The organism is Serratia plymuthica (genome assembly GCF_018336935.1).
Lineage (GTDB): Bacteria > Pseudomonadota > Gammaproteobacteria > Enterobacterales > Enterobacteriaceae > Serratia > Serratia plymuthica_B.
Map to the genome: position 1 here is coordinate 2,132,868 of NZ_CP068771.1, position 24,854 is coordinate 2,157,721.

Annotated in this window: 20 protein-coding genes; 6 read left to right on the forward strand and 14 right to left on the reverse strand. The window is 58.9% G+C overall.

The features are described from left to right. Window positions 1-143: 143 nt before the first annotated feature. From JK621_RS10195 to JK621_RS10230, 8 genes are all read right to left on the reverse strand, one after another. Window positions 144-665 carry a GNAT family N-acetyltransferase gene (locus JK621_RS10195; RefSeq protein ID WP_212559682.1) on the reverse strand — a complete coding sequence of 174 codons (522 nt, stop codon included), beginning with the start codon at window positions 663-665 and terminating at the stop codon, window positions 144-146. A 97-nt stretch (window positions 666-762) separates the two neighbouring features. Then, a complete protein-coding gene (locus JK621_RS10200) occupies window positions 763-1,821 on the reverse strand; it encodes an aldo/keto reductase (protein WP_212559683.1) in 1,059 nt (352 codons plus the stop codon). Between the two features lie 3 nt (window positions 1,822-1,824). Continuing rightward, window positions 1,825-3,279, reverse strand: a complete 1,455-nt coding sequence (locus JK621_RS10205; protein ID WP_212559684.1) for an MFS transporter — start codon at window positions 3,277-3,279, stop codon at window positions 1,825-1,827. Window positions 3,280-3,499: 220 nt separating this feature from the next. Further along, a complete protein-coding gene (locus JK621_RS10210; protein ID WP_212559685.1) occupies window positions 3,500-4,579 on the reverse strand; it encodes an ABC transporter ATP-binding protein in 1,080 nt (359 codons plus the stop codon). Further along, a complete protein-coding gene (locus JK621_RS10215) occupies window positions 4,579-5,532 on the reverse strand; it encodes a carbohydrate kinase family protein (RefSeq protein ID WP_212559686.1) in 954 nt (317 codons plus the stop codon). The genes JK621_RS10210 and JK621_RS10215 overlap by 1 nt, the downstream gene beginning before the upstream one ends. A gap of 20 nt (window positions 5,533-5,552) precedes the next feature. Continuing rightward, a complete protein-coding gene (locus JK621_RS10220) occupies window positions 5,553-6,392 on the reverse strand; it encodes a carbohydrate ABC transporter permease (protein WP_199639277.1) in 840 nt (279 codons plus the stop codon). Next, window positions 6,382-7,290: a carbohydrate ABC transporter permease gene (locus tag JK621_RS10225; RefSeq protein ID WP_212559687.1), complete on the reverse strand. Its 909-nt coding sequence runs from the start codon at window positions 7,288-7,290 to the stop codon at window positions 6,382-6,384. The genes JK621_RS10220 and JK621_RS10225 overlap by 11 nt, the downstream gene beginning before the upstream one ends. 9 nt (window positions 7,291-7,299) lie before the next feature. Further along, a complete protein-coding gene (locus JK621_RS10230; protein WP_212559688.1) occupies window positions 7,300-8,550 on the reverse strand; it encodes an extracellular solute-binding protein in 1,251 nt (416 codons plus the stop codon). A 101-nt stretch (window positions 8,551-8,651) separates the two neighbouring features. Between JK621_RS10230 and JK621_RS10235 the strand changes: the two genes are divergently transcribed. From JK621_RS10235 to xdhC, 5 genes are all read left to right on the forward strand, one after another. Continuing rightward, window positions 8,652-9,824, forward strand: a complete 1,173-nt coding sequence (locus JK621_RS10235; protein WP_212559689.1) for an ROK family transcriptional regulator — start codon at window positions 8,652-8,654, stop codon at window positions 9,822-9,824. 314 nt (window positions 9,825-10,138) lie between these two features. Further along, entirely contained in the window at window positions 10,139-11,470 is a 1,332-nt protein-coding gene (guaD, locus tag JK621_RS10240; protein ID WP_212559690.1) for a guanine deaminase, read from the forward strand. Then, the gene (xdhA, locus tag JK621_RS10245; protein WP_212559691.1) at window positions 11,467-12,897 is read left to right on the forward strand and encodes a xanthine dehydrogenase small subunit; all 1,431 of its coding nucleotides are present in this window, start codon (window positions 11,467-11,469) and stop codon (window positions 12,895-12,897) included. The genes guaD and xdhA overlap by 4 nt, the downstream gene beginning before the upstream one ends. Further along, window positions 12,890-15,292: a xanthine dehydrogenase molybdopterin binding subunit gene (gene xdhB / locus JK621_RS10250; RefSeq protein ID WP_212559692.1), complete on the forward strand. Its 2,403-nt coding sequence runs from the start codon at window positions 12,890-12,892 to the stop codon at window positions 15,290-15,292. The genes xdhA and xdhB overlap by 8 nt, the downstream gene beginning before the upstream one ends. After that, window positions 15,276-16,052: a xanthine dehydrogenase accessory protein XdhC gene (xdhC, locus tag JK621_RS10255; protein WP_212559693.1), complete on the forward strand. Its 777-nt coding sequence runs from the start codon at window positions 15,276-15,278 to the stop codon at window positions 16,050-16,052. Before xdhB ends, xdhC begins: the two co-directional genes overlap by 17 nt. A 46-nt stretch (window positions 16,053-16,098) precedes the next feature. On the opposite strand, the gene JK621_RS10260 is transcribed toward xdhC, so the two are convergent. The 6 genes from JK621_RS10260 to JK621_RS10285 form a co-directional block, all read right to left on the reverse strand. Next, window positions 16,099-18,348 (reverse strand): T6SS phospholipase effector Tle1-like catalytic domain-containing protein, encoded by a 2,250-nt coding sequence (locus JK621_RS10260; protein WP_212559694.1) that lies wholly within the window; start codon window positions 18,346-18,348, stop codon window positions 16,099-16,101. After that, window positions 18,333-18,863, reverse strand: a complete 531-nt coding sequence (locus tag JK621_RS10265; RefSeq protein ID WP_212559695.1) for a DUF3304 domain-containing protein — start codon at window positions 18,861-18,863, stop codon at window positions 18,333-18,335. The genes JK621_RS10260 and JK621_RS10265 overlap by 16 nt, the downstream gene beginning before the upstream one ends. Window positions 18,864-19,032: 169 nt before the next feature. Continuing rightward, the gene (locus JK621_RS10270) at window positions 19,033-19,563 is read right to left on the reverse strand and encodes a DUF3304 domain-containing protein (protein WP_212559696.1); all 531 of its coding nucleotides are present in this window, start codon (window positions 19,561-19,563) and stop codon (window positions 19,033-19,035) included. Between the two features lie 169 nt (window positions 19,564-19,732). After that, a complete protein-coding gene (locus JK621_RS10275) occupies window positions 19,733-20,263 on the reverse strand; it encodes a DUF3304 domain-containing protein (protein ID WP_212559697.1) in 531 nt (176 codons plus the stop codon). A gap of 477 nt (window positions 20,264-20,740) precedes the next feature. Beyond that, window positions 20,741-22,066 carry a 6-phospho-alpha-glucosidase gene (locus JK621_RS10280; protein ID WP_212559698.1) on the reverse strand — a complete coding sequence of 442 codons (1,326 nt, stop codon included), beginning with the start codon at window positions 22,064-22,066 and terminating at the stop codon, window positions 20,741-20,743. Then, the gene (locus JK621_RS10285; RefSeq protein WP_212559699.1) at window positions 22,063-23,721 is read right to left on the reverse strand and encodes an alpha-glucoside-specific PTS transporter subunit IIBC; all 1,659 of its coding nucleotides are present in this window, start codon (window positions 23,719-23,721) and stop codon (window positions 22,063-22,065) included. Before JK621_RS10285 ends, JK621_RS10280 begins: the two co-directional genes overlap by 4 nt. Window positions 23,722-24,022: 301 nt before the next feature. Here JK621_RS10285 and JK621_RS10290 point away from each other — a divergent pair, with 301 nt between their 5' ends. Then, window positions 24,023-24,727: a GntR family transcriptional regulator gene (locus tag JK621_RS10290; RefSeq protein ID WP_006325064.1), complete on the forward strand. Its 705-nt coding sequence runs from the start codon at window positions 24,023-24,025 to the stop codon at window positions 24,725-24,727. Window positions 24,728-24,854: the final 127 nt, after the last annotated feature.

Below are 24,854 nucleotides of genomic sequence, written 5' to 3' on the forward strand. Positions count from 1 at the left end.
CACCAAGTGGCAGCGGTTATCTGCATGTGCGGTAAAAAACAGTCGTCGATGCGGGCAAACGGGCGGTTTTCGGTCAGTTGGCAACGAAGGGAAAAGCAGGCCAGGCCGCTAAACGATTATCAAGGGCCGGGCCGGTAAAACCTTTAACGCTGTGGCGGAACCTGGTAGACCACGCAGTCGTATTTGGTGTTTTCGCGCCGGCCGGCTACCACGCCGCCGAGGGATTCCGCGATGCGTCGGCTGGGGGTATTTTGCTCGGCCACCGGGTAGATAAAGTGCTGCGGTCGGTAGCGATCGCTGGCCCAGACCGCTATGGCGTGGACAATTTCGCGGCCATAGCCGTTGCCGTGTTGAGTCTCCTTCACCCAAATGCCCAGTTCCGGCGTTTGGCTGTGCAGATCGTGCGCGCCGCCCATGCCGACAAACGCTTTGGTGTCGCGCAGACGGGCAACGAAAATCACTTCCTCGCCTTCGCGGATCAGCGGTAACCAGGTTTGCCAGACGTTGGCGAAGGCCTCCGGCGACGCCTCAGGTTCAAAATTCATAAAGCGCGTCAAGGTTGGGGTAATCGCCTGGTAAACCTCGTCGGCGTCTGCTGCGGTAAATGGAGCAATCAACAACCGGTCGGTGTTAAGGCGGCACTGAGAAAGGTCACTGTGAATCATTATTATTACCTCGCTTTTCAGGCCAGAACGGCAAAAATCCGCGCCCGTCAAAACGGGGCGGATCATCGATACTACGTTGATTAACGGCAGATGCGACTTATTTTTGCTGCAGGTGTGGAGCAAGCAGAAGCAGGTCGGCGTCCGAGAGACGGTCCGGCGCGGTGGCGGCCTGGTGCCAATAAGGATAAATCAGTGGCGGGCGGCTCACTTCCTCCAGCCGCTGAAGGTCCTCCTCATTCAGGTGCAGATTGGCGGCCTGCAGGTTGTCCTGCAGTTGATTGTCGTTGCGCGCGCCGATCACCACAGAGGTGATGGCAGGCCGCGCCAGCAGCCAGGCAAGGGCGACTTGAGCCGCAGACACGCCGTGCGATTGGGCGATATCCACCAGCACGTCGACGATATCGTACAGCCGCTCCTCGTCGCGTACCGGCGGCTCGCCCCAGTTGGCCAGGTGGCGGGTGCCTGCCGGCGCAGGCTGATTGCGGCGGTATTTACCGGAAAGCAAACCGCCGGCCAGCGGGCTCCACACCAGGACGCCGACGCCCTGATCCGCCGCGATCGGCAGCAGTTCATACTCTGCCTCGCGGGCCTGCAGCGTGTAATGAATCTGCTGGCTGACCGGGCGCACCAGGCCCAGGCGTTCGGCTGCGCTAAGGTGTTTCATCAGGTGCCAGCCGGAAAAGTTGGACACGCCGACGTAACGCACCTTGCCGCTGTTGACCAAATGCTCCAGCGCGCGCAGGGTCTCTTCAACCGACGTCAGGCCGTCCCACTCATGCAGTTGATACACGTCGAGATAGTCGGTGTTCAGCCGCCGCAGACTGGCTTCGCAGGCGCGGATCACATGATGGCGAGACAGCCCCGCGTCGTTCGGGCCGGCGCCCATCGGGAAGCGCGCCTTGCTGGCGACCAGCACCTGCTGGCGTTTTTTGCCCAGCGCCTGGCCCAGGATCTCTTCCGCCTTGCCGGCGGAATAGACGTCGGCGGTATCGAACAGGTTGATGCCGGCGTCGATACAGCGGTCTATCTGATTGCGGGCTTCGTCAACGCCGGTATCGCCGGTTTTGGCGAATTTGCCCGCGCCGCCAAAGGTCATGGTGCCGAGACTCAGCGCCGAAACTTTCAGGCCGGAATGGCCAAGCTGACGGTATTGCATCGTTTAACTCCTTGCCTTGGTTGCCGTGGATTCATCAGCGCCAGCCGGTGCCGACGAAGGGGATTTTTTCCGGCGCACTTCGCTGCCGGCATCGGGATTCAACGTCAGACTGTCTGCCACCGCCAACAGGGCGATAACGCCGATAACCCCAAACGCCAACTGGAAATCGACCAGCGGCAGGCGACTGGCCGACTGCGGTATCAGCATTTCCGCCAATCGCAGCGCCAGCGCACCGATGGCGATGCCCAGGCCGCTGCCCAGTTGCTGCGATACGGTGAACAGAGTATTGGCGCCGCCCATCTGCGGCTGCGGCACTTCGGAGAACGCCAGCGTATTCAGCGCGGTGAACTGCATGGAACGCGTCAACCCGCTGACGAACAGCAACGCCACGATCAGCCAGGTCGGGGTCTGCGGCGTCAATAACGCGCAGGCAAAAATGGTGGCGGCGTTCAGCAGCCCATTGACTACCAGCGTGGTGCGAAAGCGGAAACGGTAAAGTATGGCAGAGGTAAAAGGTTTCATCGCCAGATTACCGGCAAACACCGCCAGCACCAGCAGCCCGGCGTCGAAGGCGTTGAGACCAAAGCCGATCTGGAACAGCAGCGGCAGCAAGAAGGGCACGGCGCCAATGGCGATGCGGAACAAGGCACCGCCCAAAATGGTGACGGCGTAACTTTTTATCCGCATCGCCCACAGATTGATCAACGGGTGCGCGGTGCGTTTGGCGTGGCGTACCGCCAGCGCGCCCAGTGCCAGGCTGCCGAGGATGCACAGTACCGGCACCAGCCAGGAGAGCTGCGGGTGGTTGATAAGGTCCAGGCCGAACATCAGGCCGAAGCAGGCGATGCCGGTCAGCATGAAGCCGATGGCGTCAAACGGCACGCCTTTCTGCGGCGCTTCCTGCGGGATCAACCGCCAGGCCAGCCACAGCGCGGCGACGCCCAGCGGCACGTTGAGAAGGAAAATCCAGTGCCATGACGCGTAGGTGGTAATAAAACCGCCGACCGGCGGGCCAAGGATTGGCGCCACCAACCCCGGCCAGGTAATGGTGGCGATGGCTTTTATCAGATCCGGTTTGGCGGTATTGCGCAGCACCACCAACCGGCCGACCGGCACCATCAGCGCGCCGCCAAAGCCTTGCAGAATGCGGGCGGCGGTGAAGGTGGGCAGGTTGACGCTGGCGGCACACAGCACCGAGGCCAGGGTGAAAATCATCACCGCGGCGGCAAAGACATTGCGCGCGCCGAAGCGGTTGGCGATCCAGCCGCTGGCGGGAATAAACACCGTCAGCGTCAGGATATAGGCGGAAATGCCGATGTTCATGTCCACCGCCCGCACGCCGAAAGCGGCCGCCATCTGCGGCATGGCGGTGACAATCACCGTACCGTCGAGGTTTTCCATAAAGAAGGCGCCGGCCACCAGCAACGGCAGCGCGCTGGCGCGTGAAAACCCGCTCATGGCGAGATTCGCCGGGTGGAGCACAGACAGTATGCAGGCATGACAAGAAACTCCGTTTCAAAAAATTTAATCCGGACGAGTTTTCGAGCATAGCGCATCGTACAGAGGTTAAAAAGAGGTTAAGCGGGGGATGATTAGCGAGCGCAGCGATCTGCGCTCGCAGAGGGGGGCAGTCTGTTTCAATCCGCGTTTTCACGCCGAAATGCGGGGTACCGGATACTCAACGTTCGCTTAGCCGCTGGCCGCTGGCGGCGTCGAACAGGTGGATCGCGTCGATGTTGGGCGCCAGCCACAGTGGCTGGCCGCTTTCGGCGTTGATCCTGCCGCTGAACTGCACATGCAACCGGTAGCCGCCCCAGGTCAGGTGCAGCAGACTGACGTCACCGGTGATCTCCATCAGCCGAAGCTGGGCGGGCGGCTGTTCGCTGACTTCGACCAGCAGAAAATCATGTGGGCGCAGCCCGAGGATCACGTGACTGCCCGGCACCGCCTGCCGCCACTTATCGGGCAGCGGCAGCCAAAGTTCACCGCAGGTTACACCGGGGCGATCGCCGCGCGGCGTGACGATGCCCTCCAACAGGTTCATGGGCGGCGAACCGATAAAGCGCGCCACAAAGGTGTTGGCGGGCGCGTCGTAGATCTCCAGCGGCCGGCCCTGTTGCACGATGTTGCCGTCTTTCATCACCACGATTTGATCGGCCAGCGTCATGGCTTCAATCTGGTCGTGGGTGACGTACACCGTGGTGGTTTTGAACTGCTGATGCAGCGATTTTATCTCGGCGCGCAGCTCCATGCGCAACTGGGCGTCGAGGTTGGACAACGGCTCGTCGAACAAGAAGACCTTCGGATTGCGCACTATGGCACGCCCCATCGCCACCCGCTGGCGCTGACCGCCGGACAGCTCTTTCGGATAGCGCTGCAACAGGTGATCGATCGCCAGAATACGCGCCGCTTGTTGCACTTTGCTCTGCTGCTCGCTTTTGCTGACCTTCATGACCTGCATGTGAAACGCCATGTTTTCCGCCACCGTCAGGTGCGGATAGAGCGCATAGCTCTGGAACACCATGGCGATATCGCGATCGGCGGGGTCCAGATCGTTAATCTTCTGTTTATCCAGCAGGATAGCGCCATCGGATAGCGTATCCAGCCCGGCCAGCAAGCGCAGCAACGTGGATTTGCCGCAGCCGGAGGGGCCGACCAGCACGGTAAAGCTGCCGTCGGGAATGATCAGGTCCAGCGGATTGAGCACCCGCTGTTTGCCATAATATTTGGCGACTTTCACCAGTTCTACGCTTGCCATCAGATCATCTCCCCGGCGCAGGTTTTCAGGGTATGCCAGTCCAGATATTGGCGCGGCGAGCTGCTGATGGCGTGGCTGGCGGCGCGAATGCCCCAACGCAGCGCCACCGTGGCCGAATGGCCGTGCAGGCAGGCGGTCAGGAACCCGGCGTTGAAACTGTCGCCGGCGCCGATGGTGTCTACCACCTTGATCGGGTGCGCCGCCGCCTGCAACAGCCGTTCGCCGCACCACATGCGTGCGCCGTCCGGGCCGCATTTCACCACGCAGGCGGCATCGGCCGGTTGTTGGCGGTTCAGGGTGCGGGCGGCGGTGTACAAATCTTCATGGCCCGCCATGCCGCAGGTCTCCACTTCATTCAGCAACAGAATGTCGCAGAACGGCAACCAGTCGGCGATCTGCCCGCGCAGCGCGTCGCTCCAGCCCTGCGGCGGCCAGCCGGTGTCTACCGCAATGCGGTAGCCGCGCTGGCGCAGGGTTTGCAGCAGCGCCGGATAATCCGCCAGCAAAGTGGTGCACAGGAAGGTGCCGCATAACAGCACGGTGTCGCCGTTGCCGGCGAACAGCGGGATCTGGTGCAGTACGTCGTCCTGGCTCAGGCGGGTGATGTGCCCTTGATTGCTGAAAAAGGTGCGCTCGTTGTCGGGGTGCGTCACGCCGAAGGTCAGCGAGGTTTCGCAGCTGTAGGTCGGCCAATACAGCGAGCTTTCCGGGAACAGCTGCGCCAGCCAGGGGCTGAAATAGTCGTTGCCCTGATTGGCCACCAGCCGATAAGGCGTCTCCAGCGCCGCCAACGCCAGCGCACAGTTGCCGGCCGAGCCGCCGGGGCGCAGTTCGCTGTGATCCAGCATCGCCTCGGTGCCTTTCTGCGGCCACTGGTGCAGGGTACTCATGATCACGTCGACGTTGATATTACCGACCACGTACAGGGTGGGTTTGGTGTTGGTATTCATCATGTGAATTCTTCCCTTTTAAGTCAGCCCTTGCTGCCGCCGCTGGTTAAGCCGCTGACCAGCGTTTTTTGCAGCCAAATGGCAATAAAGAGTGGCGGTATGGCGGCCAAAATGCCGACTGCGGCGATCAATCCGTCATCGGTGGCGCGCCCGGCGGTGAAACCGGCGATGGTCACCGGCAGCGTCTGGGCCTGAATATTGCTGGTAAACAGCAGCGCGTAGAAAAATTCGTCCCAGGCCAGCAACCAGCCGAACAGCGCCGAGGCCCCGAGCGCCGGCTTCGCCAGCGGCAATGTGATGCGCAGCAGCACCTGCCACTGACGCAGCCCATCCAGCCGCGCCGCCTGTTCGATGTCGATCGGCAGGGCATCGAACTGATTCTTCAGCATCCAGGTGAGAAACGGCAGGATCAGCGAGCAGTAGACCAGCACAAGACCGATGTGGGTGTTCAACAGCGCCAGCTGTTGCAGAATAAAGTACAGCGGCAGTACGAAGGCGACCGGCGGCACCATGTAAATCGCCAGGCTGGCGAACAGCCAGCCGTCGCGGCCCGGATAGCGTGAAAAGCTGAACGCCGCCGGGATCGCCAGCAGCAGCGAAATCAACGTGGCGCCGCAGGCCACCAGCAGGCTGTTGAACAGCGCGTGCAGGAACAGCGCGCCAGGCTGGCCGGCCTGTAACGACAGCAGGCTGCCGTAGCGCGAAAAGTCCCAGCGGCGCGGCAACCATTCCAGCGGCACGCGGGTCAGATCGGCGGAGGAGCTGACGCTCATCAAAAACAGCCACAGCATTGGCGCGAGGATCGACAGCGCCAGCAGCAGCGCGGCGCCATAGCGCAGTATCAGGCGGATTTTACGCTTCATCGGCAAGGCTCCTTCGGCGCTGGCGGAACAGCATCAGCATGTAGAGTGCAATCAGCAGGCCGCACAGCAGAGTCATCAGCACCGCGTAGGCGGCGCCGCTGCCGGCACGCAGATAGCTGAACGATTCCTGATAAACGAAGAAGCTGAGGGTCTTGGTGCTGTCCATCGGCCCGCCGCGGGTCATCACGTAAATGATGTCGAATACCTTGAAGGCGTCGATGGTGCGCAACACCAGCGCCACCGCCAGCGGGGCCAGAATGGCGGGCAGAGTGATGGCACGGAATCGCCGCCAGGCGGAAGCGCCGTCCAGTCGGGCCGCTTCGTACAGATCCTCCGGAATAGATTGCAGTGCCGCCAGCGTCAATAGGGTGATCAGCGGGTAGTTTTTCCAGATATCCGCCAGCATCACCGCGTTCAGCGCCGAGGCGGGATCGCCCAGCCAACTGCGGTAATGGTCAATGACCCTAAGCTGGGTCAGCAGCGCATTGATGCTGCCGTAATCCGGGTTGAAGTTCAGCCGCCACATTGTCGCGTTGACGATGGTGGGCAGCGCCCAGGGCAAAATCACCAGCACCCGCAGCAGGTTGCGGCCGTGGAATTGCTGGTTGAGCAGCAGCGCCACCAACACGCCAATCACCCCTTCGAACGCCACCGAAACCACGGTGAAATACAGCGTGCGCCACAGCGCGGCCTGGAAATCCGGGTCGGTCAGGGCATACAAAAAGTTATCGACGCCGACCCAGGCAGGCGTTACGCCGTCACCGACCAGCGCCGCGTCGGTAAAGCTCAGCCACAGGGTGCGGCCCAGCGGCCAGGCGGTTAACAGCAGCATCATCAGCAGCATGGGCGCCAGCAGCACCCATGCCTGACGCCGCTCACGTTGGGGCAAAGTGAGCATCGTCATCCCTTAACGCAGCCGCGCCGCGCTTTTGGTGGCGGCATCCAGGCCCGCTTGCGGCGTCACCTTGCCTTGCAGGATCTGCTGCAAATCCTGTTGCAACCCGTTGGAAAGCCGTGAGTAATCGGCAGTTTCAGGGCGCGACAGCATCACGTTCAACGACTGTTTGGCGGCGGCGATCAAGGGTTGCTGGTCTTTCTGCACCGCCGGATCCTCGTAGGAGGATTTCCAGATCGGCAGGCTCAGTTTGGCGTACTTATTCTGCACCGGCTGGGAGGTCATGTAGCTGATGTACTGCCAGGCCTGATCCGGGTGGGCGCTGGCCTTGGCGATGCCGAGGCCCATCGAACCGTTGACGGCGGAAACCTGGCCCTCAACCGATCCCGGCGCCGGCACTATGCCGACGTCGCCGGCCACTTTGCTCTGCTTCGGATCGTTGGCCATGTTGTACATATAGGTCCAGTTGAGCGCAAAGGCGGCATCGCCGTTAGAGAAGGCTTTGCGCACGTCCTCTTCCAGATATTCGCGCGAGTTCGGGTTGGTCAGCCCCTTGTCCAGCGTGTCTTTCATGTAACCGGCGGCCTGTAATGAGCCTGGGGTGGAGAAGTTGATTTTCCCCTGTTGGAAGAACTGCCCCTTGAAGGCGGACACCAGCGTGGTGTAATCGCAAACCAGCGCCTCGGCCTGTGACCAGCTCCACACCAGCGGATATTTGACCACGTTTTTCTGTTTCAGGATTTCTGCCTGCTGCGCCAGCTCCTGCCAGGTTTTCGGCGGGGCGCTGATGCCGGCCTTGGCCAGCATGGCTTTGTTGTAATACAGGTACTTGGTATCGAGGATCCACGGCATTCCCCAGCGCTTGTCTTTATAAGTGACGGTGGTCATGGCGCCGTCGAAAATCTTGCCGCTGTCGTCGGCGCTGATGCGCGAGGTGACATCCTGCAACAGGCCGAACTTAACGAATTCGGCCGGCCAGATGGCGTCGAACAGCACCACGTCGTAGCCGTTGCTGCCTGCGCCGCGCGCCGCGACGATTTTATCGTGCAGCGCTTCGTAAGGGACGAATTCCAGATTAACGGTGATATCCGGGTGCTGTTGGGTGAAATCGGCGGTCATGGCGCGGATATCGTTTTCGCTATAAGCCGCCTGGGTCATAAACAGTGCGTTGATTTGCGTAGGGGCGGCAAAGGCGCTTGAGATGCAAAACGCCAGGGCAGACAGGGTGCAGGCGGCCTTGGCGGCACGGGTAGGGCTTTTCATGGTGCGTTCTCCGGTGTTAAAAAGATTCTTAAATCAATTTGATTGCTTTAATGGAGGGCACCATACTGCAAACACCGATTTCCCTTTCTGCATAGGCAGTTATGACGACATCCGGCACTAACCTTGAACATGCTCGTGCACACAACCGGCGCGTAGTGATAGAGGCAATCCGTCTGCACGGCGAACTGACCCGTGCCGAAATCGCCCGGCTGACTTCACTGACGCCGCAAACCGTTTCAAACATCGCGACAGAACTGGAACAGGCCGGCATTCTCTCCTCGCACCTGCCACGCCGTGCCGGAGGGAGGGGCCAACCGGCGACGCCGTTGACCCTCAATCCGGACAGTGCGTATTCCATCGGCATCCATCTGGATCACCAGACGCTTCTGATCATCGTCGTTGATCTGTCAGGGAGCGTTCGTTTCCATCGGCTGATTATGGTGCAAAAGCCGCAACCTGCTGCGACCTTGAAACTGATTTGTGATGTACTGCAAGAAATGCGCCAACAGCCGGAGATGGCCTGGGGAAAAATGCTGGGCATCGGCGTGGTGATGCCGGGGCCGTTTGGCGTGGAAGGGATCTCCTCCGTCGGGCCGACGACCCTCAACGGCTGGGAAAATATCGATGTCGTGGCTGAACTTAGCGCGCAAAGCGGCCTGCCGGTGACGCTGGAGAACGACGCCACCGTCGCCGCCATCGGCGAACGTCTGCACGGCGTGGCCAGGCAGCTCAATTCGTTTATTTATCTGTATCTCGGCACCGGCCTCGGGGCGGGGATCTTCACCGACGGGCGCATTTATACCGGCCATGCGCACAATGCCGGTGAAATAGGCCACATGATTGTGCAACCGGGCGGGCGTGGCTGTTATTGCGGCAACCAGGGTTGTCTTGAGCGCTACGTTTCCTTGCAGGCGGCGTACGAAAGCTGCGGTTTGGATCCGATGCGTGCCATGCCGCAGGATCTGCTGGCATTGCCGCAGGCGCAGATCGACCTCTGGCTGGATTCTGCGGTGCCGGCACTGCGCCAGGCGATCAACATCATCGAGTGCATGTTCGATGCCGAAGCGGTGATTATTGGCGGGCTGATGCCGGAAAGCATTGTGGAGCAGCTGATCAAACGCCTGGCGCCCTTGCACCGCTCGGTACGCAGCAAATACCTCGATGGTCTGCGCGTGCGCTTGGGCACCACCGGCGCGGATACCGCAGCATTGGGGGCGGCGGCGCTGCCGCTGTTCGACGAGTTTAACCCACGTTATGAAGTGCTGTTGAAATAGCCACTTCATTTTCTCGATTTATATTCTTGCTCGATGTTGGTGCATCGCGTTAATTAGCCCAGGCAAGCAAACGGTTGCTATTTTTCAGGCAACCGTTTGCTTGCTTTCTAATTATTTTCACTTCCCCGTGTTAATTCAATGATTTATTTTATCTCATTGTTTTTTAATGATAATTAACAATAAAAAAACAACTGGCACGCTGCTTGCTATCCTTAATTCAACATCTGCAAACGATAAAAAGACCGACATACTTTCACCGAATTGAGTTTACTCAACGGGGTGCGGTACGTGGGTCGGTAGAGAAGGAAAGCAAAATGAGCATGGCATTCACCGCGGCCATCCGTGGCAATTTTTTCGATATCGCTGCCTGCGTGGAAAGCCCGCAGCAGTTGAATGAGCAACTGCGGCATATCCCCGACGGATTACTGCTGCTTAATGAAGGCACCATTGTCTGGCTCGGCAGTTGGCAGCAGGGCGAGCCGCTGTTGCCGCCGGGTTTCGAGGTGACGCATTACCGCGACAAGCTGATCGTGCCGGGGTTTATCGACACCCATATTCACTACCCGCAGACCGAAATGATCGGCGCCTATGGCGATCAACTGTTGGCGTGGTTGAAACACTACACTTTCCCGACCGAAAGCCAGTTCTGCTGCGAACGGCATTCCGGCAAGATGTCGGCGTTCTTCCTGCAACAACTGTTAAGCAACGGCACCACCACGGCGCTGGTGTTCGGTACGGTACATCCGCAGTCGGTTGACGCATTGTTCAGCCAGGCGGCGGCGCTCAACATGCGCCTTATCGCCGGCAAAGTGATGATGGACCGCCACGCACCGGACGAACTGCTGGAAACCCCGGAGCAAAGCTACCGGCAAACGCGTGAACTGATCGAACGCTGGCACGGCAAACAACGCCTGGGCTATGCGATAACGCCGCGTTTCGCGCCCACCAGCACCCCAGCGCTATTGGCACAGGTACAGCGGCTGCGCGAAGAGTTTCCGGACGCCTGGCTGCACACCCACCTGAGCGAGAACCTGGATGAAGTGGCCTGGGTGAAAGCTTTGTTCCCGGAGAACAGCAGCTATCTGGACGTGTATCACCAGTACGGCCTGACCGGCGAGAAAAGCGTATTCGCTCACTGCCTGCACCTGGAAGAGCAAGAGTGGGATTGCCTGTGCCAGACCGGTTCGGCGATCGCTTTCTGCCCGACCTCCAACCTGTTTCTCGGCAGCGGGTTGTTCAACCTGCAAAAAGCCTGGCAGAAGCAGGTGAAGCTGGGCATCGGCACCGATGTCGGCGCAGGCACCACGTTCAATATGCTGCAAACGCTGGGCGAGGCTTACAAGATTGGCCAGTTGCAGCGCTATAAACTTTCCGCCTGCGAAGCCTTCTATCACGCTACCTTGGGCGGTGCGCGCGCGTTGGCGCTGGACGATAAGATCGGCAACTTCGGCGTCGGTAAAGAGGCGGATTTTGTGGTGTTGGATCCTGCCGTGTCGCCGCTGCAGAAGTTGCGCCATGAAAACAGCAGCGAACTGGCGGACCAGTTGTTCTTGCTGATGACGCTGGGGGACGATCGCAACGTTTATCGTACCTACGTTGATGGCAAAGTGGTTTACCGCGCGGCCGCGCATCAGGAGGCAGCATGATCCAGTTCCTGCTTAATCAAACGCTAAAAAGTGAAAGCGCGCTCGATCCCAACACCACGGTGCTGAACTATCTGCGCCGCAACCTGGGCCGTTGCGGCACCAAAGAAGGCTGTGCCTCCGGTGACTGCGGGGCTTGCACCGTCGTATTGGCCGAACCGGCAGACGGGCAGTTGCGCTACCGTAGCGTCAATGCCTGCCTGACGTTTGTCAGCGCGCTGCACGGCAAACAGCTGATCACGGTGGAGGATTTGAAACACGATGGTCAATTGCACAGCGTGCAGCAGGCGATGGTCGATTGCCACGGCTCGCAGTGCGGTTTTTGCACGCCGGGGTTTGTGATGTCGATGTTCTGCCTGCAAAAGAACGGCGGGGAATACCAGCGTGAACAGGCGCAGCAGGCGCTGGCGGGCAACCTGTGCCGCTGCACCGGCTACCGGCCGATTCTGGCGGCGGCGCAGCAGGCCTGCGGCGTCAAGGGCGAGGACAGTTTCGATCGCGGGGAACGGCAAACCCTGGAGCGCCTGCAAGCCATTCGTGCAGCGACGCCGCTGGAAGCGGCGGGCAAAGGCTGCCTGATGCCGCAAACGGTCGACGAGCTGGCGGCGCTGTACCGACAACACCCGCAGGCCAAATTGTTGGCCGGCGGCACCGATCTGGCTCTGGAGGTCACCCAGCGTCACCAGGACGTGCCGCTGATGATTGCCATTGGGCAGATTGAGGCGTTGAAGCACGTCAGCTGGCAGGACGAACGCTTGACGATCGGTGCCGGTGCTGTGCTGAGCGACCTGTATCCGCTGCTGGAAAAATATCACCCGGCCTTCGGCGAGCTGTTGGCGCGTTTCGCTTCGCAGCAGATCCGCAACCAGGGCACCCTGGGAGGCAATATCGCCAATGCCTCGCCGATTGGCGACGGTGCACCCTTGCTGCTGGCGCTGGATGCCATGCTGAACCTGCGCTGCGGCGATGTACGGCGTGAGCTGCCATTGAACGATTTCTTCCTGGGATATCGCCAGACCGCGTTGCAGCCGGGGGAATTTATCGAAAGCATCGTGCTGCCGGCCACCGCGCCGGCGGATTTCCGCGCCTGGAAAGTATCCAAACGGCTGGAGGACGATATTTCGGCGGTGTGCGGCGCTTTTAACCTTAGGATCGAGCACGGCGTTATTCGCAGTGCCCGGCTGGCATTTGGCGGCATGGCCGCAACGCCAAAACGCGCCTTGCTATGCGAGCAGCAACTGGTGGGGCAGCCCTGGCGGCGCGCCACCGTTGAACATGCGGTGCAGGCGTTGGCGCAGGACTTTACGCCGCTCAGCGATTTCCGCGCCAGCAGCGGTTATCGCCTGCTGGTGGCGCAAAACCTGCTGCGCCGCTATTTCATTGCGCTGACCGCGCCGCAGCTGGCGATCGAGGTGACGGCTCATGAGTAATAACAAACGTATCGAATCGACGCAGGAACAGCTGGCCGACCGTTTCCGCCAGCCGTTGACTACCGGGGTAGGCCGTAGTCGCAAGCATGAAAGCGCCGACAAACACGTCAGCGGCGAGGCGCAATACATCGACGATCGGCTGGAATTCCCAAACCAGCTGCATCTGGCGGCCAAGCTGAGCGAGCGGGCGCATGCGCGCATCATCAAGCTGGATTTGTCAGGCTGTTACGCCTTCCCCGGCGTGGTGCGGGTGATCACCTGGCAGGACGTGCCGGGGGAACTGGATATTGCGCCGCTGACCCACGGCGATCCGCTGCTGGCGAAGGAGACGGTGGAGTACGTTGGGCAGGTGATCGCGGTGGTGGCGGCAGAAGACCCGGAGATCGCCTGGCGGGCGGCGCAGGCGGTGAAGGTGGAGTATCAGGATCTGCCTGCGCGGCTGGACGTGACGCAATCGCTGCGCGAAGGTTTTGTGGTGCAGGAGGCGCACCATCATCGGCGCGGCGACGCCGACGGCGCACTGGCGCGGGCTTTGTACCGCATTCAGGGCGAGTTGCACGTCGGCGGCCAAGAGCATTTTTATCTGGAAACCCAGATTGCGTCGGTGATGCCCGCCGAGGACGGAGGCATGCTGGTGTATTCCTCCACCCAGAACCCGACCGAAATCCAGAAACTGGTGGCCTCGGTGCTCAACCTGCCGATGCACAAAATCACCCTCGACATGCGCCGCATGGGCGGCGGCTTCGGCGGCAAGGAAACCCAGGCTGCCGGCCCGGCGTGCCTGTGTGCGGTGGTGGCGCACCTGACCGGGCGGCCGGTCAAAATGCGCCTCAATCGTCATGACGACATGCTGATCACCGGCAAGCGCCACCCGTTTTATATCCGCTATGACGTTGGCTTTGACGACGGCGGGTTGCTGAACGGCATCAAGATCGACCTGGCCGGCAACTGCGGCTACTCGCTCGATCTTTCAGGATCTATTGTCGATCGCGCCATGTTCCACGCCGATAACGCCTATTTTCTGCAAGATGTATTGATTACCGGTCACCGCTGCAAAACCCATATCGCGTCCAATACCGCCTATCGCGGCTTTGGCGGGCCGCAGGGCATGATGGCGATTGAGCAGATCATGGACCATATTGCGCGCTATCTGGCGCTCGATCCGCTGGCGGTGCGCAAGACCAATTATTACGGCAAGGAGCAACGCAACGTCACCCATTACCATCAGCCGGTGGAGCAGAACCTGCTGCAGGAGATGACCGCCGAACTGGAACAGAGTGCGGATTACTCGGCTCGGCGCGAGGCTGTTCGCCGTTTCAACGCCGAGAACCCGATCCTGAAGAAAGGGCTGGCGCTGACGCCGGTGAAGTTCGGCATCTCCTTTACCGCCGGCTTCCTCAACCAGGCCGGTGCGCTGGTGCTGGTTTACACCGACGGCAGCATTCAGCTCAATCACGGCGGCACCGAGATGGGCCAGGGGCTGAACACCAAGGTGGCGCAGATAGTCGCCGAAGTGTTCCAGGTGGATATTGAACGCATTCAGATCACCGCCACCGATACCGGCAAAGTGCCGAACACCTCGCCGACGGCAGCGTCATCCGGCACCGATTTGAACGGCAAGGCGGCGGAGAATGCGGCGTTAATCATCAAGCAGCGGTTGATCGACATGCTTTCCAAACAGCACCAGGTCAGCGCCGATCAAATTACCTTCAGCAACGGCCAGGTCAGGGTAGGCGAGCGTTATTTCAGCTTCGAGCAGGTGGTCGAGCAGGCGTATTTCAATCAGATTTCGCTCGCCAGCACCGGCTATTACCGCACGCCGAAAATTTTCTACGATCGCGACAAGGCCAGCGGCCACCCGTTCTATTACTTTGCCTACGGCGCGGCCTGCGCGGAAGTGTTGATCGACACCCTGACCGGCGAGTACAAACTGCTGCGCGCCGATATTCTGCATGACGTGGGCGACTCGCTGAACCCGGCTATCGACATCGGCCAGGTTGAGGGCGGCTTTGTGCAGGGCATGGGCTGGCTGACCAGCGAAGAGCTGGTGTGGGATGAACAGGGCAAGCTGCTGACCAACGGCCCGGCCAGTTACAAAATCCCGGCGATTGGCGATGTGCCCGCCGATCTGCGCGTCACGCTGCTGGAAAACCGCAAAAACCCGGAAGATACGGTGTTCCATTCCAAAGCGGTGGGCGAGCCGCCGTTTATGCTGGGGATCTCGGTTTGGTGCGCGATCAAGGACGCGGTCGCCAGCCTGGCGGATTACCGCCTGCAACCCAATATTGACGCGCCGGCCACGCCGGAGCGGGTGCTGTGGGGCGTGCAACAGATGCTTTCAAGTGACATTGTCACTGAATTGGCGCGGGAGAACGGCGATGGACGAATGGATTGAGGCGCTGGCGGAAGCACGCCGGCGCGGCGAGCCCTGCGTGCTGGTGACGTTGATCGATGAGCTGGGTTCCACGCCGCGCAACCGCGGCACCAAAATGCTGGTGACCGCCGAACGGGCGGTCAATACCATCGGCGGCGGTCACCTGGAGTTCCAGGCGCTGGCGATTGCACGTGAGATGTTGCAGCAGGGTGGCGCCACGCTGCGGCTGGAGCGTTTCCCGCTGGCGGCGCGGTTGGGCCAGTGCTGCGGCGGAACCACCAGCGTGCTGTTCGAACCCTTGATCCCGCCGCGCCCGCAAATCGCGCTGTTTGGCGCCGGGCATGTGGGCCGTGCGTTGGTGAACATTCTCGCCACCTTGCCGTGCCGGGTGCGTTGGGTAGATAGCCGTGCGGCGGAGTTCCCTGCGGCGATGCCGCCGGGAGTGCAGCAAGAGATTTGCGATGAGCCGCTGGAGATCGTCGATGCCATGCCGCCAGGCAGTTATTTCATCGTGATGACTCACGATCACGCGCTGGATCTGGCGTTGGCGGAGCGCATTTTGCGCCGTGGCGATGCCGGTTACTTTGGCCTGATTGGTTCACTGACCAAGCGTAAACGCTTCGAGTACAAGCTTGGCCAGCGCGGCATCAGCGAACAGGTCATAGCCGCCATGCGCTGCCCGCTGGGGTTGCCGGACGTGAAAGGCAAACTGCCTGCGGAGATCGCGGTAGCGGTGGCCGGGGAGATTATTGCCTGTTACGGCAGAGCCACCCGGGGATAAAGGCGGGCCGATGGCCCGCCCCTGCGGTGGCGGGAAGCACTGAGGATCAAGCCCAAAGATCCTGAATTGCCTGTTTGGCGTGCTCGAACATTTTATCCCGGATGATGTCTTTTTGAGATTCGGCGAGTTCGGGTGCGCGGGTTGAGGGTACCCACAGGGCACGTGCACCGGATTCGACGACCACCGGCGCGCCATTCATTGCAGTGAAACGGCGTTCGGGCCGAGCCTCGCCGCTGGCGGTCACGTCCTGCTGTTTCACCGTGAGGCTGCCCTGCACGAGCCCGGTACCGACCAACTGACGATTTACGGAGACCAGCGACAGCTCGCGGCTGGTCGTCAGGCCGAAATAAATCAGCCGGTAGAGGAAATACCCGGCCCACATTTCGCGCTGTTGCACGCTGCTTTCGCGCATAAACCATGCGCGGGAGTCATGCACCTGATCGTCGAACAGCGCCATGATGAGCTGCCCGGTCTCATCAGCGGTTTTCCACCCCATTTTGTCCCGGTAGAGCCGGGGAAAGAGGCGTTCGCCGTCGCGCTTCATGGCGTCATACTCGGCTTTACGGTCGCGGCTGCGCATCAGATAAACGGCGTGGCGGGGAATGGTGTCGAGCACGATCTGCTGCCAGGAGTTCTGATCTCGCGCCCAGTCGAAATAGTCTGCCTGAAACTCGGCGGCGGCTTCGCGGGTCTGGCGTTGCTCGGTTTTGGGGGCGTAGTCGGGTAGCCCCTGTATGTCCTCCCCACCTTTTTGCATTTTGGCGCGCTGGCGTATTTTATGCTCTGCCTCCCAGGCCTTTTTATTTTTATCCAGCACGTCAGGATCTTCATCATCATAAGACTGATGCAGATAGAACGGCTGCGTGAGGAAGGTTTTTTTGCCGTAACGGCCAATGCGCCATGCGGTCAGCCAGCCCATCTGCTCACGCACAAGGTGTTCAAGCCCCTGAGCCAGCCTGACGGGGTGATAGCCGTCCACCTGCGCCGGTGGGGTGTCCGGTGAGATCCCCAGCGTGGTGCGCCATGCGTTAAAGCGCAGGATCAGCTCGTGGCTGAGCTTAAATTCGTCCTCAAATCCTGGGGGAAATGCCCGGAAGGCGAGCAGCGGGGCCAACTGCTCGGGAATGCATTCCGGCAGAATGGCGAGCGGGGCCCCGGCCTCAAAGGCGGCGGCGTACATGTCATGCAGCGGGATTTGTGAGAGCAGCAGGCTCACGTCGCCGGTGGCTTTTCCCTGCTCGCCGGGCGGGTAGCCGCCGCCGAGGTCGGAGTGGACGCCGGGGTAAAGGGTTTCGGTGGCGTACGCGGGATAGCGGCCGTCGGCACGGCGCACGGAGTCGAGCGGGAAGCACTGGCGCTGTTCATGGGCGGAGACCAGATGCACGCAGCGCTTAACAAAGCCCGGAAAGTCGGCCTCGTCCGGCAGATGCTGGGTATTGTCAGACCAGCCCTGATGGCCGTTAAAGCCCGGCACCATATTGGGAAGGCCGACGGACGGCACGGTGTCGATGATGCCAAGAAACTCGACGGTGACGGGGAGCCCGAGCAGGGTGATGACGGGCGGGTACTGCCCGTTTTGCTGTGGGGGGGACAGCTGGGTGAGCCAGTTGACGAAGGTTCTGGCTTCGGCAGCGCCGCGTGAAAACCCGTAAACGAACAGCTTAATGCCAAGCAGCGTGGGCTTGTGGTACTCAACTTTGGCTTTCAGCGGCGACAGCAGCCGATTGATGACGAGGCGGCGCGGCACCTCGCCGGAGAACGGCAGGTGGGCGGTCATGTTCACAAGCTCTTTTTTTGCCACGTCGTCATCGAGCTTGCCGCCGGTCAGGGTGTATATGAGTGCGTCCACCAGACGCAGCAGCGCCCAGTTGATGCGGTTTTCCCCGCCGAGTGCATTTGCCAGCCCCATGCTGTCGTAGTCCGATTCGCCAATCTTGGGGAACGGGGTGCCGACGCCGGGCATATAGTAATTATGATAGCCGCGCTCCCTGTCTTGCGGGGTGGCGTGATAGAGCTTGGCGACGTTGGTCGGGTGCGGCGGCTTAGCCGTATTGGTGTCGTTCTCATTGTTATTGCCGGTGCCGTCAAAAAACAGGCTGACGTGGAGGCATTTGCTGCACGTAGAGACGCCACGAGACTGTGCCTCGACGCATTTTTGAGTATGGTAATCGCGCTCCTCCTGCATCAGGCGCCTGTAATTTTGCATCACGGCTTCGGGGCTGAGCTTTCGACGATCACCGGATTCCAGTGAAAACGGCGGTGGGGCGCAGGCTGGCTGGACTATGAGTGTGGACACGTGGCGGGCTCCTTCATCTCTCTGGGATATTTTATCGGGCTGTCGGGGTGGCTGGGGCTCAGGCAGGACTGGGTGACTTCGACCTGGTCGCAGGGCAGGAAGTGGACGGTGATACCGCAGGTGCCTCCCGGGCCGGGCCGGGGGATGTCAACGGTACGGGTAAAGTGCTGGTATTTTGCCGCATGGCGGGCATAGGCTTCGGGTTCGTATTCATCCCCTTCCTTTTTTCGGGGGATAACTTCATCAGGGTTAGGATCCGCCTCCCACTCGACGCGGGCCTTAAGGCCGGGTGTCCACTTTGGGGAGTAGGCAATGCAACATGCGCCGCCGGCCATACCATAGGCGTTCATTCCAGGCCCGCCGGCACCGTTCACAGTGAACCAATTGATGCCTTTCGCGGTGTGGTTATAGCCCTCGACATCGCCGGCCAGCGTGTCATTTGGCCTCATGGCCGCACAGCTGACGAGCGTCAGCGCGGCCAGCGTCAGAAGGAGTAGCTGACTTTTTCCCTGCATAATATCCGTCCCTTATGGTCAACAGACCTTTATGTGTTGCGTGACCTATCCTGTGTTTCGAACAGCTCCTGCATCAGGCGCCTGTAATTTTGCATGACAGCGGCGGGCGTCAGTTTTAGACGGCCTGCTGATACCAGTGAAAACGGCGGTGGGGCGCAGGCTGGCTGGACTATGAGCGTGGACATGTGGCGGGCTCCTTCATCTCTCTGGGATATTTTATCGGGCTGTCGGGGTGGCCGGGGCCCAGGCAGGAATGGGTGACTTCGACCTGGTCGCAGGGCAGGAAGTGGACGGTGATACCGCAGGTGCCTCCCGGGCCGGGCCGGGGGATGTCAACGGTGCGGGTAAAGTGCTGGTATTTTGCCGCATGGCGGGCGTAGGCTTCGGGTTCAAACCCCGCCCCTTGTTTTACTCTGGGGATAACTTCATCAGGGTTAGGATCCGCCTCCCACTCGACGCGGGCCTTGAGGCCGGGTGTCCACTTTGGGGAGTAGGCAATGCAACATGCGCCGCCGGCCATACCATAGGCGTTCATTCCAGGCCCGCCGGCACCGTTCACAGTGAACCAATTGATGCCTTTCGCGGTGTGATTATAGCCCTCGACATCGCCGGCCAGCGTGTCATTTGGCCTCATGGCCGCGCAGTTGACGAGCGTCAGCGCGGCCAGCGTCAGAAGGAGTAGCTGACTTTTTCCCTGCATAATATCCGTCCCTTATGGTCAACAGACCCTTATGTGTTGCGTGACCTATCCTGTGTTTCGAACAGCTCCTGCATCAGGCGCTTGTAATTTTGCATGACAGCGGCGGGCGTCAGTTTTAGACGGCCTGCTGATGCCAGTGAAAACGGCGGTGGGACGCAGGCTGGCTGGACTATGAGTGTGGACATGTGGCGGGCTCCTTCATCTCTCTGGGATATTTTATCGGGCTGTCGGGGTGGCCGGGGCTCAGGCAGGACTGGGTGACTTCGACCCGGTCGCAGGGCAGGAAGTGGACGGTGATACCGCAGGTGCCTCCCGGGCCGGGCCGGGGGATGTCAACGGTGCGGGTAAAGTGCTGGTATTTTGCCACATGGCGCGCTTCGGCCTCGGGTTCGTATTCAAACCCTTCCTTTTTTCGGGGGATAACTTCATCAGGGTTAGGGTCCGCCTCCCACTCGACGCGGGCCTTGAGGCCGGGTGTCCACTTTGGGGAGTAGGCAATGCAACATGCGCCGCCGGCCATACCATAGGCGTTCATTCCAGGCCCGCCGGCACCGTTCACAGTGAACCAATTGATGCCTTTCGCGGTGTGGTTATAGCCCTCGACATCGCCGGCCAGCGTGTCATTTGGCCTCATGGTCGCGCAGCTGACGAGCGTCAGCGCGGCCAGCATCAGAAGGAGTAGCTGACTTTTTCCCTGCATAATATCCGTCCCTTATGGTCAACAGACCTCGATGTGTTGCGTGACCTATCCTGTGCTTCGAACAACTTTTTTCTATCATGGTTAATATTATCTTTCTGACGATTTTGACCGTTTTCCGATTTTTAGGAGTGTTCTTGCCTGGGTTGAATCGGGTTTCGAGAAAAATATAACCGTTTGTTATAAAAAGGATTTTAAATGTTCCGGACTGAAGGTCTGGCAGAATGCACAAAACGAGAACCAACCCGTTGGGAGCATATTTACGGTGAGCCGCAGGAGGATCGCATTTTACGCCCTGGCGACGTTGGTCGGATGCGGCGGCTTAGCCGTATTGGTGTCGTTCTCGTCGTTATGGCGGTGGCCGGGGAGATGATTGCCTGTTACGGGAGGGGGAGCGGGGCTAAAACCGCGGCGGTGTGTTTTCGATAATTGTGTGGGCGCCCCCCGAAGGTTGCGCCGCCACATGTAAGAATCGTCAAATCACTTCAGTTCCGGCCAGTAGTCTTTATTGGCTTCGAGCAGATCGTCCAGAATGGCTTTAGCGACAGAAGCGCTCGGCACGGTTTTCGAGAGCGTTATCGCCTGCCACAGTTTCAGATAGGACTTCTCAATCCAGGCTTCGACCACCAGTTTTTCAACCGCCACCTGCTGGCTCATCAACCCATGCTGGAACAACGGGATCTTACCGACCGTCAGCGGTTCCGGCCCGTTGCTACCGACGAGACACGGAATTTCAACCATCGCTTCCGGATCAAAATTGTTGATGGCACCCTGATTCGGCACAATCAGCAACATTCTTTCCTGGGTGTTGAATGCGATGGCGGTCGCCAGGTCAACGATGTAAGACGCGTGTTCATCAATCTCCAGTTCGCCGGCGGAAGATTTCCCCGCCTGGGTAATCGCGGCGCAGGAGCTGAAAACGTGTTTTTCTCGGTGCTCCATCACCTCATTGGCGCGGGTATGTTCCGGATTGGAATGCGCAACGACATAGTCCGGGAACAGGTAATATTTCAGGTAAGTGTTCGGGAACGTGGACGGATCTAACGCCCAGACGTCTTTCGCTTTGGCGAATGTATCATTCCAGCTGGCCTCGACGCCCTGTTCGTTGGTTGGCGGGATATAGCCATGTTTAGCCACATGTTCGCGGATTTTGGGCATCAGATCGTTACCCTTCAAATCTTGAATCGACGTCCACCAGCCAAAGTGATTCAGTCCGTAATAACGCACCTGCATTTCTTTCCGCGATTTCAGCCCGACAATCTGTGCCATGCGGCCTTCAATGCCAATCGGCATATCGCAGATGTTGAGGATCTTGGAGCGCGGGCGTAAACGGCGCGTCGCTTCTGCCACAATTGCGGCCGGATTCGAGTAATTCAGCATCCAGGCGTCCGGAGAATATTTCTCCATGTAATCGACGATTTCCAGTACGCCGCCGATGGAGCGCATGCCGTAAGCGATACCGCCAGGCCCACAGGTTTCCTGTCCTACGACACCATGCCGCAGTGGGATTTTTTCGTCTTTTTCGCGCATCGGATATTTACCGACACGGATATGCGCCATAACGAAATCGACATCGCTAAAGGCCGTTTTCGGGTCTGTGGTATAGCCGAATTCAATGTCCGGCGCCTGCTCTTTGAGGATCACCTTGCACGCTTCGGCCACAATTTCCTGACGTGCGCCGTCGTTGTCATAAAACTTGATGGAGCGCAGCGGGAATCTTTCCAGATTCGCCAGTAACATCAATACGATACCGGGTGTAAATGTGCTGCCGCCGCCAGCCACGACTACCGAGAATTTCTTCTTCATACTGCCTCCGTAATGGATGTTTTTGTCGGGGAACTCTCCCCGGATATGGATGATGGTGTGAAAGCATCTTGCTTCATCAGCGTTTCTATCTGGTCCCTAACCTGGGGGACGTGCAGGCCCACGATGATCTGAATGCCGTTGCCGCGCCGTACCACGCCATGTGCGCCCAGGGCTTTGAAGATGTCGTCACTCTGCGTCAGCGTCATGTCGCCGAGCGTGATACGCAGCCGCGTCGCGCAGTTGCTGAGGTTGACGATATTGCCGTTGCCGCCGAGTGCATGCAGATAACCCGCAGCCTGGGCTTGTGCTGAAGACGGTGCCGGGATGTCGCTGGTGTGGCCCGACGGATTTTTCTGCGCCTGATAGTCAGCCTTACTGTAGAGTTTGATTTCGCTGTCTTCACGCCCCGGCGTTTTCAGGTTAAGACGCAGGATTAGCGTGCGGAATACCAGGAACCAGATGCCGGTGAATACCAGCCCGATGGCAATCTGGGTGAATACCATCGAGGCGTGATTGTGATACATCGGGATCCAGTTTTGCGGCAGGAACTGGTCCAGTAGCCCACCGCCCATGTTGCCGACCACGCCTGCCATGTACATCAGCGTCGCTACCGTGGCGGCAAGTAACGCATGTACGGCAAACAGCAGTGGCGAGATGAAGAGAAAGGTGAATTCAAGGGGTTCGGTAATACCGACAAGCAGGGCGGTCAGCGTCGCCGGGATCAACAGCCCTGCCACCTTGACGCGATTCTCCGGTGCGGCGGTAGCGTAGATTGCCATCGCAATACCGACCGATCCGAAAACTTTCGAGTTACCTTGCAGCGCGAATCCGCCTTGCGGGAATAAGGCTTTCAGCGGTTCTGTGGTTTGGCTGAATGCCTGCAAGTGTTCTGCCCAGTAAACCTGAATTCCACCTTCGACAGCTGCCGGACCGAAGATAAACGGGCCATAGATGAAGTGATGCAATCCGGTAGGGATCAGAATGCGTTCCAGGAAGGTATACACCCATACGCCGAGAGAACCAGAGATCAGCATAAAGTGTTGCATCGAGAGGATGCCGGCCTGCACTTTCGGCCACACCAGCAGCGTCAGCCACGCACAAGGGATCATCAACAGAAATCCGACGATGACCACGAAGGAGCTGCCCTGAAAAATTCCGAGGAATACGGGAAGTTGTTTATCAAATAAATGATTGTGTATTGAGGTGATTATGCCTGAAATGATAATTGCGCCAATAATACTGGTATCGATAGTTTTAATTCCGGCGATCATTGTCAGTCCACTGTGTCCTCCTGGATCAACGTTAAAGTTAACGCCAAAATAATCGCCCCAGGTTAATCCCATTGCGTTAATTAAATAATTCCAGGTCATAAAGCTAACCAGCGCCGCCAGGCAGGCGCGACCTTGCGCATGTTTCGCCAGCCCGATGGGCAGGCCGACCGCGAAAATCAGCGGCATGTTGCGGAAAACGGTCCAACCGCCTTCTTCTATAATATGAACGATTTGTGCGAAAAGACTGCCAGGTGCGGTGAGTGAGTCCCCGAGAAACATAGGGTTCTGAAGCATGATTGCAATGCCCACCACCATTCCCGCAAACGGAAACAGCAACACAGGTGTAAACATTGCACCACCAAAACGTTGAATTTGACTGAGCATAAATACTCCTCATATTTTTCCGGGTCAGATTTTTTATTATTTCGTTTTAACCGATTTATTTTCCATTCAAAGAGTAGGGACTTTGAAAAAAAAGTTCGCAAAACTATTAATCATTTTGTGATCGCATTCATGTTTTCTCGCTGGGTGAAGTGGTCTACTTTTATGGCGATTTGTATACATTAGAGTGATCAAGGAAAAAATAGCCAGGGGAATATCCAAATAAATTTCAGGTTTTACAGTGCGGTAACCTCTTTTTGTTGCGCGGTTATCAGGATTCATTGAGGGATAAAGAGGTCTTCAAGTGATCTACAAAACGCTTGCTGAACGTCTGAGAATACGTATCAATTCTGCCGATTTTGCTATCGGCGATGCTTTACCCAGCGAGAAACGTCTGGCTGCCGAATTTTCTGTATCGAGAATGACGCTACGCAAAGCAGTAAATTTACTGATTGAATGGGGGCTGGTGCGTCGCTGTCACGGCAGCGGAACCTTCGTCGCGCAGAAAGATCTTCAACATGAAACTCGCGGGCTGATGGGGTTTTCGGAACTGATGAAAGAACTGGGCCGCCCCACGGTGAGCCAGGTGCTGGAGTTTCGAATGATGGGAGCTCCCCCAGCCATCGCCAGCCAGCTGCGCATCAAGGCCGATGAACGCATTTACTATTCGCGTCGCGTCAGGTTTGTGGAAGGGAAGCCTGTGGTGCTGGAAGACAGTTACATGCCTGGCAGGTTATTTGGCAACCTTTCAGTGGCGCACCTGGAGGGGTCAAAGTTTGCGTATATAGAAGACGAATGCCATATCAATATCGCAGGGAATTACGAGAGCTTCAGCCCAATCTTGGCAGACAGCACGATCGGCGCGCTACTGCACGTTGCCGAAGGCACGCCGCTGCTGCGCCTGACATCGCTTTCCTACAGTGATACCGGCGACTATATCAACTATTCGGTGATATTCAGAAATGCCAATGAATACCACGTGGATTACCATTTGAAGCGCAATAAATAGCGGTCGAAGGGGCCGCATTTCTGCGCTATGGTAATTGCAATAATTCCCAATCTAATCATTACGTTGATCAACGGATTTTTTCGCAAAATAACATAAGAATGTTTTTTGTTATCGCAAATTAATAGTG